The sequence below is a fragment of the Rhodopirellula halodulae genome (assembly GCF_020966775.1).
Taxonomy (GTDB): Bacteria; Planctomycetota; Planctomycetia; order Pirellulales; family Pirellulaceae; genus Rhodopirellula; species Rhodopirellula halodulae.
Window position 1 is genome coordinate 274,644 of sequence record NZ_JAJKFV010000009.1, and the last position, 17,411, is coordinate 292,054.

At 58.1% G+C, this 17,411-nt stretch carries 14 protein-coding genes and 1 tRNA gene; 3 read left to right on the top strand and 12 right to left on the bottom strand.

What is annotated here, in order from left to right; all coding sequences use genetic code 11:
• Window positions 1-89: 89 nt before the first annotated feature.
• The 12 genes from LOC70_RS07325 to LOC70_RS07380 all read right to left on the bottom strand — a co-directional run bounded on the left by LOC70_RS07325 (window position 90) and on the right by LOC70_RS07380 (window position 14,515).
• A complete protein-coding gene (locus LOC70_RS07325; protein ID WP_230252896.1) occupies window positions 90-1,190 on the bottom strand; it encodes a tyrosine-type recombinase/integrase in 1,101 nt (366 codons plus the stop codon).
• Window positions 1,191-1,258: 68 nt separating this feature from the next.
• Window positions 1,259-1,330 (bottom strand) — tRNA-Gln (locus LOC70_RS07330).
• A 156-nt stretch (window positions 1,331-1,486) separates the two neighbouring features.
• Window positions 1,487-3,418, bottom strand: a complete 1,932-nt coding sequence (locus LOC70_RS07335; RefSeq protein WP_230252898.1) for a BBP7 family outer membrane beta-barrel protein — start codon at window positions 3,416-3,418, stop codon at window positions 1,487-1,489.
• A 303-nt stretch (window positions 3,419-3,721) separates the two neighbouring features.
• On the bottom strand, window positions 3,722-5,257 hold the full coding sequence (locus LOC70_RS07340; RefSeq protein ID WP_230252899.1) for an anti-sigma factor: 1,536 nt from the start codon (window positions 5,255-5,257) through the stop codon (window positions 3,722-3,724).
• Window positions 5,250-5,951, bottom strand: a complete 702-nt coding sequence (locus tag LOC70_RS07345) for an RNA polymerase sigma factor (protein WP_306796755.1) — start codon at window positions 5,949-5,951, stop codon at window positions 5,250-5,252. Before LOC70_RS07345 ends, LOC70_RS07340 begins: the two co-directional genes overlap by 8 nt.
• An 85-nt stretch (window positions 5,952-6,036) precedes the next feature.
• Entirely contained in the window at window positions 6,037-8,421 is a 2,385-nt protein-coding gene (locus tag LOC70_RS07350) for a protein kinase domain-containing protein (protein ID WP_230252901.1), read from the bottom strand.
• Window positions 8,422-8,855: 434 nt separating this feature from the next.
• Window positions 8,856-9,845, bottom strand: coding sequence for a ParB/RepB/Spo0J family partition protein (locus LOC70_RS07355; RefSeq protein WP_230252902.1), 990 nt, complete (start codon window positions 9,843-9,845; stop codon window positions 8,856-8,858).
• Window positions 9,838-10,584 carry a ParA family protein gene (locus LOC70_RS07360; protein WP_230252997.1) on the bottom strand — a complete coding sequence of 249 codons (747 nt, stop codon included), beginning with the start codon at window positions 10,582-10,584 and terminating at the stop codon, window positions 9,838-9,840. Before LOC70_RS07360 ends, LOC70_RS07355 begins: the two co-directional genes overlap by 8 nt.
• Window positions 10,585-10,947: 363 nt before the next feature.
• Entirely contained in the window at window positions 10,948-11,802 is an 855-nt protein-coding gene (locus LOC70_RS07365; RefSeq protein WP_230252903.1) for a hypothetical protein, read from the bottom strand.
• A 229-nt stretch (window positions 11,803-12,031) separates the two neighbouring features.
• Window positions 12,032-12,799 carry an N-formylglutamate amidohydrolase gene (locus LOC70_RS07370; protein WP_255715675.1) on the bottom strand — a complete coding sequence of 256 codons (768 nt, stop codon included), beginning with the start codon at window positions 12,797-12,799 and terminating at the stop codon, window positions 12,032-12,034.
• Between the two features lie 16 nt (window positions 12,800-12,815).
• On the bottom strand, window positions 12,816-14,216 hold the full coding sequence (gene aroA, locus LOC70_RS07375; protein WP_230252915.1) for a 3-phosphoshikimate 1-carboxyvinyltransferase: 1,401 nt from the start codon (window positions 14,214-14,216) through the stop codon (window positions 12,816-12,818).
• Window positions 14,213-14,515, bottom strand: coding sequence for a hypothetical protein (locus LOC70_RS07380; protein ID WP_230252917.1), 303 nt, complete (start codon window positions 14,513-14,515; stop codon window positions 14,213-14,215). The genes aroA and LOC70_RS07380 overlap by 4 nt, the downstream gene beginning before the upstream one ends.
• Window positions 14,516-14,899: 384 nt before the next feature.
• Here LOC70_RS07380 and LOC70_RS07385 point away from each other — a divergent pair, with 384 nt between their 5' ends.
• From LOC70_RS07385 to LOC70_RS07395, 3 genes are all read left to right on the top strand, one after another.
• The gene (locus tag LOC70_RS07385) at window positions 14,900-15,370 is read left to right on the top strand and encodes a hypothetical protein (protein ID WP_230252918.1); all 471 of its coding nucleotides are present in this window, start codon (window positions 14,900-14,902) and stop codon (window positions 15,368-15,370) included.
• A gap of 111 nt (window positions 15,371-15,481) precedes the next feature.
• Window positions 15,482-16,441: a UPF0104 family protein gene (locus LOC70_RS07390; RefSeq protein ID WP_230252919.1), complete on the top strand. Its 960-nt coding sequence runs from the start codon at window positions 15,482-15,484 to the stop codon at window positions 16,439-16,441.
• A 210-nt stretch (window positions 16,442-16,651) separates the two neighbouring features.
• Entirely contained in the window at window positions 16,652-17,344 is a 693-nt protein-coding gene (locus tag LOC70_RS07395) for a methionine-R-sulfoxide reductase (RefSeq protein WP_230252921.1), read from the top strand.
• Window positions 17,345-17,411 lie beyond the last annotated feature (67 nt).

Here is a 17,411-nt window from a genome sequence, read left to right on the forward strand (position 1 = left end):
CTCAGCCCAAGGAGATGTCTGGTTCATCGATGAAAACGGCAAGCGTGTCAAAGCCGAAACTTTCGTAGATCCGAATCCGCCATCGCCGCCTATTCGTACATCGAATCGAGATCAGCCGCCGCCCTCTGTGCCTGAGCCTGCATAGCCTGCCGTGTGGCATGGAAGTACGTCTTGGTTATCATCGCGACCGATGTCCCGCAATGCTCTGCGACCATCGGTAACGGGTCACCCGCCAAAATACGATTGGTGATGTACGTGTGTCGGAACCCGTAAAGAGTAAGATTCTCGTCGTGGCGAATGTCACGAAGTAGACCCGCGAAGTACGGGACCGACTCACAACCAAACAACAGGCCATCCGGCTTGCTCTCGACGATCTCTTTTGCTCTGCCGGACAGTGTGATGACCCTTGGAGCAGCCTTGCAGTACGCTGTCTTGTGTTTGGCGAGCACGATAGCCGTCCCGTCGTAATCCTCTTTCTTCGCTGCGGCTGCCTCTCCTGGACGACACCCTGTCAAAGCGAGGAACCGAAGATAGCCCTGCATGTCTGCTGACCGTGTCAGTTTCCCCGCTGCTGCGTCAAGCAATTGGATATCTTCCTGCGAGAGCAACTCTTTTTGAACATCCAGAACCTCCGGAGGTCGCATCCTCTTGAGGTTCGCGAGTGGCCTGTGCTCGACCGGGAAGATACCTCCCCCTGCATCACCGCGAGGTGAGATGTGGTACGGGTTCGCTGCCCAATTCCAACATGCTTTCAAAGCCTTGATGTTCTCATCGAGACCGCTTTGCGTCGTCTCTTTGGAACGTGCCTCGATGAACTGACGAGCGTGTGCATCCGTCAGTAACTCAGCAAAGAGATTCGCGAGCGGTTCTCCGGCACCGTCCAACGGCGGACGAGTGATGTGTCGGATGACGAACCCAAGGTGCCGTTTCCGGCCTGTGTAGTTCCGAGGGTCGCGGTGCTGCTTGAAGAATTCGAGGTACTTCTCTATGACCTCGCCAACGACCAATGACTTGTTCGGATCGACTGGTGTCTCACCGTCTAACCAGGCGTTGAACCGTTCGCGTGCGAGGCCCTTGCTCGTCGTCTTGACGTTGCCGAAGTACTTCCGTTTCGGCTTACCGTTCTCGCGATATTGGCAGGCCCAATAGGTCCTTGGACCTTGCTTGTACTGCGTCAGTTTGAGCTGCACCGTAGATAACTCCGTAGTTATGGGGTTTTAGAAACCCTATAAAACACGGCGTTTTTTGAAGTCAAGAGCTACCCCGCTAGGACTCGAACCTAGAATGACTGAACCAAAATCAGTAGTGTTGCCAATTACACCACGGGGTAGTGGGTGCGACTGAGCGGGAAGTTTAGCACGCAGTGCGTTGTTGCTAAAGAGGAGTCAGGCGGTTTCATCCAGGTTCGCGGAGGAATTTTTTCGCCCGGTCCACGTGCATCCATTTTGCCGAATTTGGCCCCGTCCCAGACGCGGATTCAAGGGACTCAGAATGGGTGGTAAACGCCAAACGTGATCCCGTGAGCCAGCAAATCGTTGTACACGGCGGTGGGGTCGGGGCGACGGCTGCCGGTGAAACCGCCGATCGTTAAATCGCTTTGATTCAACAAGGGATCGATCTGTTCCGCGGCTCGCAACACCCGGCTGAGATAGAGGAACTGGTAACCGATGCTGAGGTCCCAGTTGTTCCACAGGTGCCGGGTCAGAGACAGATGAATCTCGGGAGCCACCGCCAATTCGTTGTAGTCACGAGAGCCGGAATTGGTGGACCGGACCAGCAACCCCGTGTCGGATTGACTGGTCACGACCCCGCCGCCCGCCTGTGGCTCGCTCCGTAACGAAAACCCAGATGCCGTCACGTTGCTACGTGTCACTCCCAGGCCTAGTTGGACTTGCGTGTTAAGCGACCAAATGCCGTTGGACGTCGATGATCGGATGCCCATGGTGGCTCCATGAAAGCGGTTGTCCACGGCGAACCGATCGGTCTGCTCCAGCAAGGTCCCGGCTTGGAAACCACCGCCATCCAGCAGCGCTCGTCGCTCGTCGTGAATGGTCAATTGGTCATCCAGTTGTAGATAACGGTAGCCCACAAACGATTCCATCTGACGGTCGCCGTGATTGATCAACAGAGCACGGATCAAAGCGTCGGCACCGCCAAATTCAGTCAAAGAATCAACCGAAACGTTGCCTCGCATTTCGTTTTCAAATTGGATCACGTCGGCGGCTTCGCCGTTGTTGGCACCACCGGGAGTCACATCGACAAATGGACGTGCCAGGATGGAGTACTGCGTGCCGTCGGCGTAGAAACGATTGGACACATCCTCAGCAAACAGGATCGAACCGGAAACAGACAATCCGGTATCGCCGAGATAACGTCCAATTTCAAAACGCCCCGCCGCTCGGCTCTCGTCATCAATCAAACCGCCATAGAGAGTTTGTGTACCAAGCTGGCCGATTTGACCAGCGACGTCGCGGGCTGTGCCGGCGCGTCCGGTGGTCACCAATGAAGGAGCCGTTTGACCATCGATCCAAAGCTGCATGAAATCAGCTCGAATCCACAGGTCGTGAAGTGGATCGGAAAGGGCATGAGCCAGCACCCGGACGCGCGCGTCAATGCGTCGGTCACAAACGCCGACACATCCACCACCGCATTCGTCACAGCCGGATGAACCTTGATGCATCCCATCGACCAAAACGCTTGCACCGGGATGCCCTTGTTCGGCGGTGTTCGCATCGGGCCAAATCACTTCGCCCGATTCGTCGATCCATGGTTCGCTTATCATCTCGCCGGTCGCGATGGTCGCTTGCGGTGCATCGCTCTGAAAGGGAACGCCCGAGGATTGGCCGGGCATGGTCAGTGTCTTGGGCAGCGGTTGTCCGACGTGGACCGGGGCAGGTTGGGCGCCATAGTAGTATTCGCCTTCGGCCAATTCGCCACTGATCGGGTTCCCGTTGGCGTCAAACACTTCCACGCTGGTGACTTCGCCGGGCGTTTCAAACTGAGGCAGTCCGTTGGTTCCGGGGACCACGACGCGACCGTCGTCGGGCAGCTTGGTTCGCGCAGATGCAGATCGGATATGTTGCACCTGCTGGATTTTGCTGGAACCACTGTCTCGCTTGACCGCGATTTTTCGGGGGTCGGAGTCCTTCGGAGTCTCGGTGGATTTCGATGATGCGGCCTCGGTTTGCTTGTTGGAATTCGCGGATGGCTTGGGCTGAGTCGGCTTCATTCCGAACCGAATTGGAAACGGAAAGAACTTCGACTTCGACGCTTCGTCGTCCGCCAGCGTGGTGGGAGTGTTTGACAAGAAGGCGACATCGCAGACGCCGGTGCCGAGCAAAATCGTTGTGGCAAGACAAACCGCCAGCCACGGATGTTTGCGACGAATGTTGGGGTTTGCAATCGTGTTGCCGTTCATGCACATACCAGCGTTCCGGGACCTCGGGGGGAGGTCGAGATTTGCGGAGCCGGATGCGAAGATTGGGCAGCCGGCCAGATGTCGGCTTTCGGGTTAACAAACTTGAGTGAAAAGAATCAAGCCGGAAAGAAATTCCCGGTGTCGTGTTTCACGGCGGAGGTGGGGTGGTTGCGGGTGTTGGCGGGCGTCCGGTGGAACCGGACCTACTGGAGAGCGGGTGTTCGGTGGAACCGGACCTACGGTAGGGCGGGTGTTCGGTGGAACCGGACGTACTGGGGAAGGCTGGGGACGCCGCTAAACTTTTTAGGGTCGGAGTAGCTGGTCGCGAGTTTCTTCCGGGGGAAGCAAGTCCAGCAATTCGCGTTCGTCGGCTGAAGTTTCCTGGTAGGCCTCCTGCAGCGTTTTCATTTCGGAATCCGGGCGACCGCGACGTCGCAACGATTCTTCGACCCAGTCACGAAGCACCATCGAGCGGAACCAGGTGTCCGTCGAAACCGTTCGCAGCAGTTCCAAGTCGCCTTCGGGCAACATCGTTTCGATTTGATGCAGTTCCGATAGGGTCAGCGGCGGTGATTCGGGACCACGCTTTTTGCCGCGACTCGATCGTCTCCATCGTGATGCATCCGAAATGATGGTGTGTGCGATGAAGTGGTAGGCCCATTTGCGGTCCTCGTCTTTGCCGCCGTGTTCTTTGAAGCCTTCCATCATTCGCAATGCGGCGGGTTCTTTGTCCGCGATACGTTGTTGCACGATTTGCTGCATCGTGAAGGCGATTCGCTCGACCGATTCATCGCTGAGTCCTTTCGCGGTCAGACGACCGATCACGTTCATCGTTTCATGAACGCCGTCTTGAATTGCAATTTCACGAGCCACGCCGGTTTCATTTTCGATGGCTGCCAACGTGTCGCGGCTGAGTTGTTCTTTCCATCGCGAATAGGCTCGCATCGTCTGCAACAATTCGTCAGCGTCGGGTGATGTCGCAACGCGTTTGGCTCGTTCGCGGGTGATGTCTTTGGCGCGATCGGTCATGTTTTGGAACGTGTCCCAACGTCGATACGCCGTGGAACGTTGGTCGTCGTCGAGTTCCGCGATGGCTTGGACCAGTTCTTCTGTGCCGCCCAGTTCATCAACCAAGTGTTCCAGTTCCTTGTTCGCGGAATGGTTGGCCAAGGCATACCAACGCGGCGATTTGGCAAGGTCGCGAATCAGTTCCAAATCGTCCGTGCTGGAATAGGCTTGGTGATCGATCGCGATTGGCAGATCCGCGATTTCTTGACGATACGAAATGTTTTGCCAGGTGAAGGCGGCGATCAGCGACGCAACCAATGCGAAACCGGCGACGGCAATCCACCGCTTCGTCCATTTGCTCATTGGTGATTTGGCAGAATCGTCGTCCACCGCGGCTGATCTTTCGCCAACCGGTTCGATTCCCTGGGAAGCTCGGGTCAGGTCCGCGACCACCATTTCCAGCGTGGTTTGAACGGATCGTTCATCGACAACGGGCGTCGGCAATTCGTCCAGCATGTCCCATCCACGTTGCAACGCCTGCAGTCGTAGCCGCAGAGGTTCTTCCGCGACCAAGCGATCTTCCAGCAATTCGCGTTCGCGGCCGGACACCTCGCCATCGAGATAAGCCACCAGCAATTCGTCGTCGGGATCGATCGCATCATCAGGCGATGACGATCGCCCGACGGTGCTGTTTGGGGGCACGCCGTTTGGAGTCTTGTTCGGAATGGTCATGGAGACGGTCTTGTCGTCATTACCATGTTGAGTCCCGTTTTCCGACGGGGTGATGGAATCGTTGCGTAGTGACTCGGGGGACGATTTGGATTCACTCATGGTGTTCCTCCCCTGAGTCGGCGGAAGTGTTCGATTCGGCGGCAATGGATGGCAGGGACGTGGCGGGGTCGATGCTGCCGCCGAGTTGTCCGGATTCGATGTAAGGTGTCAAAGCGTCTTTCAGGCTGACGCGCGCTCGGCTCAGCAAGGACTTGACCGCTTTCGTTGTCAGATCCATCGTTTCGGCGATTTCCACGTAGCTCATATTTTCGAACCGAGACAGGATCAATGCCATGCGTTGACGCTCATTCAAGGAGGCGACCGCGGATCGGACGATGGCCGCACGTTCGTCGCCTTCGACTTGTCGCGTCGGCATCAAACCGCTGTTGTCGACCGCGCTGACCGACAGAAAGGGTGCGTCGCTGGACTCGTCCGGGTTTCGCGGTGCGTCGACTTCGCTGGTTTCATGACGACGCGAAACGGTGCGTTTGGAATTGCGAGCCACATTGCCAGCAATCGTGAACAACCAAGTCGAAAACTTGGCACCCGGTGTGTAGCTATGACGAGCGCGATAAACACGCATGAACGTTTCTTGGGCCAAGTCCTCCGCCAGATCGCTTTTGGGTGCCAGGTGTTGCATCAGCCGAACCAGTCGGGCTTGGTAGCGTCGCACCAGTTCTTCGAACGCACCCGCATCATCGTCCTTGACGCGCAGCATCAACCGCACGTCGGGGTCGGACTGCGTGTATCGCAAAACGGTGGAAGCGGTCGGTGAGGTCAGGGCACTGATGGAGTCGAGGGATGAATGAATTGACGGCGGCTAACGTGAAACGACGCGATCATCCACCGCCGGCGGCGATGGGATGAAGGATGCCGTAAATCTCGACCACGTTGTCACCGGCGTCGAACACGGGATTACCGCGAGTGAATAACTTGCGGTACCTGCCTTGGTCGTCACGATAGCGAAACCGAAGCTGGAAAGACGTTCCTTGAGTCACACTACGTTCGATGGCCACCTGCAGTTTTTCGCGGTCTTCAGGATGGATCGACCCAACAAATTCGTTGTAGTCAGGCGCCCCGCGTTTGGAGTCGCGTCCCGTCACACGAAAGGCTTCTTCGGACCAATGGATCGCTTGTGATTGCAAGGTGAACGACCAACTACCTAACCCCGCCAAACGCTGAAGGTCTCGCAAGCGTCGGCGAGAATATTCCAGCTCCCGTTCGGCCGCTTTTCGGGCCGAGATGTCTCGCACGGTCGAAAGCAGCATTTCTTCGCCGCTGAGCTGCACCGTTCGAGAGCTGATCAGCACGTCGATCAATCCCGGCGGTGCCTTGGTTTGGTCGCAGTTCGGCTCGTCGAGTTGAGCCTGCTTGGGCACGAACTGAGTTTCGAAGTTGTCGATCTGTCCTTCGCGAGCCAATTGGTCCACGAAGGTTTCACGACTCTTGGGGCACGCCCAAATGGACAGCGTGGACATCTTTTGCCCCACCATCTCGTTTTTCTCGTAACCCAACAGTTCCAAACACGCCGCGTTGGCTTCCATCACCTTCCCGTCCGACCATCGGATCAACATCCCCGCGTCGGGCGAATGGGTGAACAGGGTGGAGTACTTGGCTTGACTTTCCCGCACCTTCTCACGGCGTTCAAGCTGCTTGCGGACTCGTGCCGCGGCTTCCGAATTGGATTGCCCCGCAGATTCGTACAGGATCAACGCCAGGTCCAAATCACCGTTGGCGGTTGCCGTGCGAGCGAACTCGAGCTGGGTGCTTCGAAGCGTGTCGATGGCTCGGCGGTTTTCCGGCCAGATTTCGATCGCTTCCCTCAGCAGCGCATCGACAGCGGCAAAGCGTTCGTATCGATCGGCTCGTTTGCCAGTCGGTTCACCGGAGCCGGCATCGGCTGACTCCGATTCAGGTGTTTCCAAGTCGTGAATTTCGGCCAGTCGCCGTTTGGCTCGTCGCACCAGCCGGTCGCTGGCTTCGTGTGAACGGTGACCCTCGATGGCTTCGATCAACTCCTCGACCGAAGCGTATCGGTCCATCGGATCCGTCGCCATGGCTTTGGACGCGATCTGGATCAGCTCGAACTCCGTGTCGCTAAGATGATCGGGGACTTGTTCGATGACGTTGTTGGCCGCCGCGCGGATGCACGCCAGCAAGCTTTTGCCGTGGTGTGGCGGGAAACCCGTCACGATTCGGAACAAGATCGCACCCAACAGATAGATGTCGGTGGCGTAGGTGATTCCCGTCAGATCGCCCGCGGCGAGTTCCGGTGCCATGTAGGCCGGCGTGCCGCCAATCGCGTGGTGAGAATCCGAATTGGATTCCATCGTGGGAGAAAGCGATGACTTGCTAAGTGCCAATCCCCAGTCAGCAACCAAGACTTCGCCGAAGCGACCGAGCATGACGTTCTCGGGCTTTAAATCGCGATGAACGAGGTCTCGCGAATGCGCGTAACGAATAGCATCGGCAACACGGAGAAGGATGTTGAGGTTTTTCTCCAAAGAAAGTGTGTCGATTTGCTGGTCCCAGCTCGCGCCATCGACTCGCTTCATGGAGTAGAAAAGTTGGCCTTCATCGTCCATGCACAGATCGTGCAGGGCGATGACGTTCGGATGGTCGAGCGCACCAATGACACGTGCCTCGGTCAAGAAGCGGCCTCGCGATGACGCATCGGTGGCGAGCTCTCGTCGCAAGACTTTGATGGCGACCTCTCGGTCGATCGCCCGCTGGTGAGCTTGGTAGACGACACCCGTTCCGCCGCTGCCCAAGGTGCCGATCAAACGATACTCGACGTCTTTCTGGGATTCGCAGTCTGCCTTGGGGGCGTCGGCTTTCAGCATCGCAACGCGACGAGCCGGAAGGAATCCTTCGCAACGGGCCAACGCTTGCTTCATCACTTCTTGGCTCTCAACGGTGCTTCCGTCGAGGAGGTTGACGCCCGTCGGCGAATCGCCTGATTCAGCCGTGCTGCCAGCCGCGATGGTTTGTGCCAGGTCCAGGTTGTCTTGGTTTGGATTCGCATCGGGTGATGATGAGCCGACGATCGGGCTGGTCACATGCGGCGAGTCAGCCCAACTGGGATGTTGCAGCACGCCCGCGGCGGAGCCACCCGATGCGAGTGCGTCCAGTGAGAGCGTGAGTGTCTGGGAATCGGCTGGCATTTCTGCCAGTCGTTGAGCAAGTGCCGCGTCGACTTCGATCGTTTCAATCAGGCTGGACATCAACAGGTCCGGAGAGGTCAGGAGCCTCCGGTCTCTCGGCGAAATTCGCCGATTCCGGGGCACCTCATTTTAGACGCCAGGCCAGCGGCTCCGTAGTCCCAAGACGTCTTTTCGCTCGCACGGATGAAATAACTTCCCTCTCGCGGCGGAACCGTTATCCTGGCCGGAATGAGCGGCCCCCTCCTGTGGTTCGCCATTGAGTGAAGGCGGGGTGTGTTGGTGGGGAGCTCGTAACCGGGGTGTTGGGTGGGAGGTCGGCCAGGAGTGGCCAACCTACGGTTTGGGGCTGTAGGTTGGCCACTCTTGGCCGACTACTTTCCGAAGCAACCTCTATTCAGATCAACCTTGCATAGCGCACCAAAAAAGCCAGACTCACGAGAACGGGTCTCGCAAGCCTGGCTGCAGGTAAATCTTTGATTACTTCGGTTCGGCGATCAGCCAGCAACGCGAAGTTGCGGACGGTTGACGCTGCCGAGCAGATCGCGGATGCGTTCGAATTCATCCGCGTCGCTGAAGTGGATGGTGATCTTTCCGCGGCTGCGTGCGGATGCTTTGATCTCGACCTTGGTGCCGAAGAGCATTCGCATCTCCTGTTGCATCGCTTCGATGTGCGGAGGCACAGGCTTGCGTTTCTGACGCGAGACGTTGGTGACTTTCAATCCGGTGTCGCTGTCTTCTTCAGCTCGCAACAATTCTGCCACGCCGGTTTCTGTTTTGCGGACGCTCCATCCTTCGCTGATGATCTTCTGAGCCGTGGTGACTTGGACTTCCACTTCACCGATTGGCAACAACGCACGAGCGTGACCCGCGGTCAATTCGCCGCTGGTCACCATCTCAACGATTGGCTGAGGCAGTTCCAGCAAACGCATCAAGTTGGCGATCGTGCTGCGATCGATGCTCAATCGACGGGCCAAGTCGTCCTGCTTGCATTTGTGCTCATCGATGTAGCGTTTGAACGACATCGCTTTTTCAATCGCGTTCAGGTCCTTGCGTTGCAAGTTCTCGATGATGGCCAGTTCAGCCACCAAGCGATCGTCGGCTTCGCGGACCTCGGCGCGGATCGTTTTCAATCCGGCGTGGATGGTCGCTCGCAAACGACGTTCGCCGCTGATCAGTTGGTAGCGACCGTCAACGATGCGAACCAGCACGGGCTGCAGTTGTTGATGGTTCTTGATCGATTCCGCCAGCGATGCGATTTCGTCCGGGTTGAATTCGCGTCGTGGCTGGAATGGGTTGGCTTCGATGGAATCGATGGGCAGTTCGAGTGCCTGGATTCCTGATTGCGACGGTTGGTTCTCTTCGCCCGGTGGCACCACGTCATCCATGGGTTCGCCCAGCAAAGCCGCCAGTCCTTTTCCGAGACGACGATCCTTGCCAGCAGGGGCTTTTCCGGCGGCAGTTCGATTGGTTGTCGCGTTAGTCACGTTGCAGTACCTCCATGCACAGTTGGGTATAAGCGAACGCGCCGCGACTTCGCGGGGCGTACTGGAAAACGGTTTGGCCGTGGCTGGGGGCTTCGCACAGTGCGACATCCCGAGGCACGACACTTTCAAAAACAATGTCGCCAAAGAAGTCACGGACCTCTTCATCGACTTCGCGAGTCAGTTCCAAAGATTCGTCGTACATGGTCAACAGGATGCCGCCGAAGGTCAGACGTCCATCGGTGGCGGTGATGACTTTCTTGATCGTGCCAATCAACTGAGTAACGCCGACCATTGCGAAGTACTCGCACTGGATCGGAATCAACACTTCGGTGCTGGCGGTCAACGCCGTTTCCGTCATGGCACCCGCACTGGGCGGGCAGTCGATCAAGATGTACTCGTATTGCTCCATCACGCCGTCGAGGTGTTGGCGGACGCGGGCGGTCGAGCGATCGCCGGTTTCTGCCAATGCGTCGGCATCGTGAAAGGAACGACTTCCGGGAAGCAGACCCAAGTGCTGCACGTCGGTTTGAACGATGGAATCCGAAAGGGTTTCGGTTCCAAGTAAACCATGATGAGCCGCGGGGGACTGTCCCAGAGCGGAGGTGGCATTGCATTGCGGGTCGATGTCGACCAACAAAGTCTTCTTGCCAGCCATGGCCAAAGCAGCCGAGAGGTTGACCGATGTGGTGGTCTTCCCAACGCCTCCTTTTTGGTTCACGACAGACAAGATCTTCGCCACGTTCCGAGTGTCCAATACGGATGAATCTCCTTGCCAACAATTCCATTTGTTGGCCGTCCGAGGTGTGTCTCGGACAGTCGGGAAACTAGGTGAAACAAAGCTCGCGAAACAAGACTGGTTTCATAAGAAACCGGCCTTGACTTCGAGCGGGCGTTTCTGCACGGGGTGTTTCCTGTGAAATTGGGAAAGCAGTTTCGCGTGAAATCGGGAAAGGGAGTTGTCTCGCGCGGTGTGGCGAGACTTGGTTTTGGGTGGCGGCGGGGTGGGGATCATCACACGGAGTGTGATGACTACGTTTTGATGGCGTCGTTGTGGACGCGTGATCGCCCGCGGTGTGACAGCTGCTAGCTACCGGTTGCTTGATTAGTCCGGTTGCCGGATCCAGTGGCGTTGTCGTTCCATGACACTGGGCGCGGGAGGCATCTCGGGCATGGCGACCTCCGGGAATCGGAAGCTGCGAGGAGCGGTTGCTTGTTCCGCTTGCCGATGCAGGTCCACCGTGGGAGGTCGCAAGACTTGCTGTCGAGGCTGACTGCTCGTGCTTGGTCCCGAATGCGTCGAGCTGGTCAGTTTCGCCGGCGTGACGTCTTCGCGAGCGATCTGGTTTTCGACGCGACGGGCGAACTCGTTGGCCGAGAGTTCACGCTCGGTCATGCCGAGTTGCGAGGTGCCGGGTGCTGGCCGATTGGCTGGGCTGGTTCCCGGGCCGTTCACGCGAGCTTCCGCCATGCCGATCTGGGGTGAGGCGGACGGCTGCATTGGATTGCTGGTCGATCCAGCGAGTGCATTGAAACGCTGGTCAGGGAAATGCGGGTTACTCAGTGGGACGGCCAAATCGTCGTACGTCAGGGGCAAGCGAGTGTCGCGACGTGGCCGGGCGGCTTGGTGGCTGGGGATCGTCGATGCCGATGGTTGTGCAAATGCTTGCGAGCGTGATGGCGCGGCGGTCCCTTCCGCCATCGGGTCGGGCTGCATGTGTTCGGGCCATCCGCCGGACGCGGTTTGGGCCGTCGTGGGTGCGTGTGGTGACTGCGAAGCGGCTTGTTGCCAGGGGAGATCGGTTTGATCGGCCGTTGCAAACCCAAAGGATGCCGACGTTGGGCCGGTGGCCAACGCGTTGGGATCAGAAGCCTCAGGGTGAACGGCGTCGCGGCGGAAAGGAATGGCGGCTAGCAAGCCACCGACCACGATGATCGTGCCGAGCGTGAGATTTCGCATGGAGAGGACTCGAAGGCTGGGGAAAAGGAAAAGGTCCAGCTTCGTCCATGAAAGGGCACCGTCGATCGCTTCATGCGGATGCCTATCGAGTCATTCGGCATTGCACTCGTGCGTGCTAGCAAATTTTTTTGTGCATACGAACGACCGATGCAATTGAAAAGGTCGCGGCGGCACAGCTTCGCTGATCGAATCAACATGCCCTCGATTGCGGAGGGACGCAGCGTTGACGTCAGGCGGCCTGCGGTGTTGCTTCCGGGGTGACTTCGCGAATGGCGTTGCCGATCGTCCGCAAGACTTCGCGTCGCTTGCGAACCGGACGAGCCACCCAGGCTCGGTTCAGCACGACTTCGATGCCCAGGTAATGAACGTCAGAAAAGTGCTTTCGCATGGCTTTGGTCAGCGAGTCGTTGGTCCCGCGACCGGGATGATTGCGACGGACCTTCAAATCTGGCATCGCGAAATAGAGTTCGTCCGAGAGGTCCAGGCACCAATCCAGCTCGTCACCGCGGCTGGGGTCGTAAAGCAGCCCCACGTCACCTCGTTGCCAGCCACCGGATTTAGTGCGAGCGGCGAACGTTCGGATCGACAGATGCACGACGTAGGGGAATCGCAGTAACAATTCGCTGAGGCGACGGCGAATCGCGTCTCGATAAGGTGTTCGCACGGCGGCCAGGATCGCTTTGCGAGTCGCGGTGGTCAGGCAGCGAACCTCCGGCCGAAAAAGATTGCGGTGATGAATGGATCGGCCAACGTCCACCAAGTCCGCTCGGTAAGGGTTTGCAATCAAGTCGCAGTCGACGGCCTCGGCGATCGCACGTGCGGCGAAGCCCGCTTCGCGATCCAGTCGCGGGATTTCCAGACGGTCGCGGCGGGGTGGTTTGGCGGGAGGTTGCGGCGGATGCAAGACGTCGGAAAAGAACGGCGTTTGAGCGAGTGGCTCGCGCAGTGTCTCTGGGATACGGTCGCCACCAGTATCGCAGGTCACCAAGAGAGCCATCCCTGTTCTCCCACCGCTATTCCGCGGTCCAGTGATGCGAGCGGCCGATGAGCTGTTCGAGGTCAGCCCAGTAATTCGGGTAAGTCTTACCGGTGCAGCTGGGGTTTTCGATTTGCACCCCGTCCAGGCGCAGTCCCGCCAGCGAGAAGCTCATCGCCATGCGGTGATCGTGGTAGGTATCCAGTCGCACCGGCGAGTCCGCGCTGACGCCGGGATCGACCAACGGATGAATGGTCATGCCGTCCTCGTGCTCTTGGATAGTCGCACCGAGCTTTCTCAATTCGCGAGCCAGATCACCAATGCGATCGGTCTCTTTGAATCGATTGTGAGCCACGCCGCGAACTCGTGTGGGCGAGGTCGCAAACAGCGCAACGACTGACAGGGTTTGCACTGTGTCGCTGATTGCATTCATGTCCACGTCGATCCCGCGAAGCTTGCCGCCCGGCAATTCGCTGGCGTCGACTCGGATGGAATCGTCGGTCTCTTCGATCCGGCAGCCCATTTGCTGGAGCACGTCGACGAACGCGACATCACCTTGCGTCGCGGCTCGGCTGAGTCCGCGAACGGTGACGTCGCCGCCCGAGATCGCTGCCGCGGCCCAGAAGTAGCTGGCGGCAGAAGCGTCCGGTTCAATGCTCCATCCGATCGCGTCGTAGTCACCATCGATCTGCACAATCAAATCGCCGGTGGAGGACTCTGGCCAAATCAGGTTCACGGATGCTCCGAAGACCTGCATCGCGTCGGCAGTCATCTCAGCGTATGGACGCGAGACCAATTCGCCGACGACTCGAATGGAGACGGGAGCCCCGGAGCGGCGGCTGGCAAGCGGAGCCGCCATCATCAAACCGCTGAGGTATTGGCTGCTGACATTGCCCGCGACGGAAAGCTCTTGCTTGGCCCAGCCATTGGTATGAATGTGAACCGGAGGGCATCCGCCGTCGGAGACTGCCTCGATGTTGCCGTCGACCACGGGGGAGAGAGCTTGGACTAGATCGCCGATCGGTCGCTCGTGCATCCGCGGGACGCCACGCAGCGTGTAGTGCCCGCCGAGTGCCGACAGCGCGGCGGTCAGAAATCGAACCGTCGTTCCGCTGTTGGCGATGTAGAGATCATGCCCGGTGGCTTGGTCGCTGGGCGAGATCGCTTGTTGCAGACCAGTCACGACCAGGGTGCGGCCCGCATCTTCGGTTTCGATTTGCACGCCAATCTTACGGAGCGAATCCGTCATGACGTGGGTGTCTTCGCTAACCAGAGCCCCATCGAGCTGGCTGGTGCCCCGGCCGAAGGCGGCCATCAACAGGGCTCGGTTGGTCAGGCTCTTGCTGCCGGGAGGCCGAATGGAACCGCGGACGGGGCCACCGGGAATGACTCGGACGGTGGCGATGGCGTCGGACGGCAATTCGGTGGTGGAGTTCATGAACCGGCGAGGGAGGTTTGCTTATTCGTGGACGGTTGTGGCGGGTTTTGCCCGGGGATCCAAAGGGATCCGATGATCATCACGGCCAGGGTCACCGTGTGGATCAACCAGGTGGGTTCGATCGTGGTCACGGTGCGAGCCGTGACGACGCTCATGATAACCAATAATGCCAAAAATCGTCGCTCCGCACGACGGGCCGCGTCCCCAACGGACAATTTGCTGACCATCAGCATGATCAGGGCGATCAAAGGCAATCCAATGGCGCTGGTGGCGGTCGCCACAAAAGTAAGTTGAGTCATCGCTGGCATCCTGCGTGAGCGGAGAAGAGAAGAGACCCGAGAGCTTCGGTGCTTGGCGTCCTGCTGGTCACCACGCTCCCCGGTAGAGCCCTTGTCACTTATTTGCCCCGGCTCGCGGAAGAGCGAACTTGAGCGAATTCTTCAAATTTCCGCCAGAAAAATCGGCACGATCGAAATAATCGGCAAAAACTCCCCAGATTGCCTCACCCGAATCCCAGCGGATTCCGATAGGGATGGTGGAGGGTTTTGTGCCCACGCGGTTCTCACATGTTCAATGAGAAACGTCGAGACGCAAAACCATGGAAAGTCGACCGACGGAGTCAATTGCACTGCGTGGCGACGTTCCATCCATCACAACCTCCCCCCTTTTACCTCCCAATCCTCATGTCCGCTCGAAGAACCGCCTCCGCCGTTTTTTCGCTGATTGTGCTGGCTGCGATCGTGATGCCGTCGACCGGTTGCCGTTTGTGCGCCGATTGCGAATCGGATGCTTACCCAGCGTACGGTGGCGCATGGGAACGCACCCTTCGCGAAACGGGACGGGTGGGCAGCGTGTTTGATCCTGGCGGAGTCCGAGCGGCTGATTTGGAATCGCGAACGGATCCTGAGACCGCCGATCGCCGGATCCGAGGTCGTTCGCAATACGACGATGCATCCTCCGCCGATTCCAGCGAAGATCGTCAAAAGAATTCTGCGGACGAACAACGTAAGCTTGACGAAGAGGCCCGCGACAACGACAAAACGCCTCAGCAACAGGAAGCAGAACTCGAGGAGTTGGAAAAACGTCTCGAGGGTCTGAATCTACAAGACATCCGCCACGTCGCGCCTCCCAAGGTTCACACGGGATGGAATTGATCGTCGCTCTGGCACGCTCGTGATTCACCGTCCGTGTGAATCACACTGCCAACTAGAGCCGCGGCATTTCCCGTCAATATCGGCGGGCTGCAACCAGGAAAGCCTCCCCGAGTGAAATTCGATCCACGCAAACTTGTCGGGCCGTTGATGGCATTGCTGCTGTTCGGCTTGGCCGTGCGGCTGTTGATTGGTGAGGCTCAAAAGGTTTCTTGGGACGACTTTGTTGCCGGATTGACCGGTGTTCCGCCCGCCTATTTGGTGATCGCAACGTTTTTGGTTGCGTTGAATTACGCCCTGCTAATTTGCTACGACATTTTGGCATTGCGATATGTGTGCCGGGCACTGCCTTTGAAACGAGTGTCGTTGGTTGCGTTTCTGGGCTACGCACTCGGGAATAATCTTGGCACGCTGCTTGCCGCCGCACCGATCCGGTACCGTTTCTACCATCGTTGGGGTCTGACCCACCGGCAAATCGTTGCGTTGATGAGCGTCCTGGCACTGACGTTTTGGTCAGGCGTCTGCGTTCTGGGCGGGGTGGTGTTGGTGCTTCATCCGATCGAGTTGCCCGCCAAGTTCGATCTGCCCTTCGGTGTCCGGACGCTCGGAGCCATCCTGCTATCAATTGTCGTGTTTTACGCGGTGGTGTGCCTGGTTTGGCAGAAGCCTTGGCCGATCGGCAAACTGCATTTGCGACCACCAAGCCTCGGTTTGGCGACGGCGCAAGCCTCGGTGGCGATCGTGGATTTGACAATCAGCGCGACGGCGCTCTACCTCGTCATGCCAGGCAACGCGGTGGTTCCGTTTCCGACGGTGCTGGCGGCTTACTTGGTCGGCATCACGATATCGCTGATCACGCAGGTCCCCGGCGGTTTGGGGGTGTTGGAGCTGATTTTGTGGACGTTGCTCAAGGACACCGTGGGGAAACCTGTGTTGGCATCTGTCCTGATTTTCCGCGTGATCTATTATATTTTGCCGCTTTTGGTCGGCATGGTGGTTTTGGTCGCTCACGAGATCTACAGCGGGGCGATGGAAGCTCGCCACGACGCGGAAACCTTTGACGCCGCGAACTGAATCCACCGTCGATCCAAAATCCGGTTTGCGACGTACTACCATCCGGTAAAATAGGCGGAAATCGGCGGCGGTTGGCGATTCCTTCGCAGATCCCGTTGCCAATCGCTTCGCTGCTTTGCTTGAAGTGAGTCCTCGTGCTCACGAGCGAGTTTTTAGCTTCGTAAGCGTTGATGCCCGTCATTCATTCCGTTCACCTGCAAGGTCTTCACGATGCGCGACTTCAGTCACTTTGGTGGCAAACAGCTCCTCCGAATCACGTTCGCCTTAGGAATGGCATTCGTCTTCTGCGGTTGCGGTGCACCCACCGGCACGGTGAATGCGGATGACTCGACCGCCTCGGAAAGTACCGCCGACAAGACTCCGTCGGTCAATAAGACGACTTCTTCCACCCGCAAGCCCCGTCGCTACGAGCTGAACATGGATTCGAGCCCTTTCAACAAGCTAAACGAAGCTGAGCAATACGTGATTTTGCACAAGGGCACGGAGCCACCCGGGGATGGCGGCTACACGTTGACGAAGGATCCCGGCACTTACATCTGCAAACGGTGCAACACGCCGCTGTATCGCGCGGAAGACAAGTTCATCAGCCATTGCGGATGGCCAAGCTTCGATGACGAGATCAAGGACGCGGTGAAGCGTCAGCGTGATGCGGATGGCTACCGAATCGAAATCGTTTGTGCGAATTGCGGCGGACACCTGGGGCACGTTTTTCACGGTGAACGGTTGACGCCCAAGAACACTCGCCACTGTGTGAACTCCATCTCGATGAAGTTCATCCCGGAAGGCAAAGAGCTCCCCAAGCCAATCAAGAACCCGGCTCTGAAAGAGAAGGAAAAGGCCACCAGCCGAAAACCGGAAGCCGCCAAGGTGGAAAAGGAAGGAGCCAAGCCCGCAGGTAAATGAGTTGGTGAGCCAGTTGGGTTCGATGCCGTAAGTTGGCCACTCCTGGCCGACAACAAGTCACCGGATT

What these genes read in the sequence shown, in the direction of transcription:
- aroA (WP_230252915.1), bottom strand. Translation starts at nt 14,216, where the DNA reads ATGAACTCCACCACCGAATTGCCGTCCGACGCCATCGCCACCGTCCGA.
- LOC70_RS07395 (WP_230252921.1), top strand. Translation starts at nt 16,652, where the DNA reads ATGCGCGACTTCAGTCACTTTGGTGGCAAACAGCTCCTCCGAATCACG.
- LOC70_RS07365 (WP_230252903.1), bottom strand. Translation starts at nt 11,802, where the DNA reads ATGCGAAATCTCACGCTCGGCACGATCATCGTGGTCGGTGGCTTGCTA.
- LOC70_RS07370 (WP_255715675.1), bottom strand. Translation starts at nt 12,799, where the DNA reads ATGGCTCTCTTGGTGACCTGCGATACTGGTGGCGACCGTATCCCAGAG.
- LOC70_RS07350 (WP_230252901.1), bottom strand. Translation starts at nt 8,421, where the DNA reads ATGTCCAGCCTGATTGAAACGATCGAAGTCGACGCGGCACTTGCTCAA.
- LOC70_RS07385 (WP_230252918.1), top strand. Translation starts at nt 14,900, where the DNA reads ATGTCCGCTCGAAGAACCGCCTCCGCCGTTTTTTCGCTGATTGTGCTG.
- LOC70_RS07335 (WP_230252898.1), bottom strand. Translation starts at nt 3,418, where the DNA reads ATGAACGGCAACACGATTGCAAACCCCAACATTCGTCGCAAACATCCG.
- LOC70_RS07340 (WP_230252899.1), bottom strand. Translation starts at nt 5,257, where the DNA reads ATGAGTGAATCCAAATCGTCCCCCGAGTCACTACGCAACGATTCCATC.
- LOC70_RS07380 (WP_230252917.1), bottom strand. Translation starts at nt 14,515, where the DNA reads ATGACTCAACTTACTTTTGTGGCGACCGCCACCAGCGCCATTGGATTG.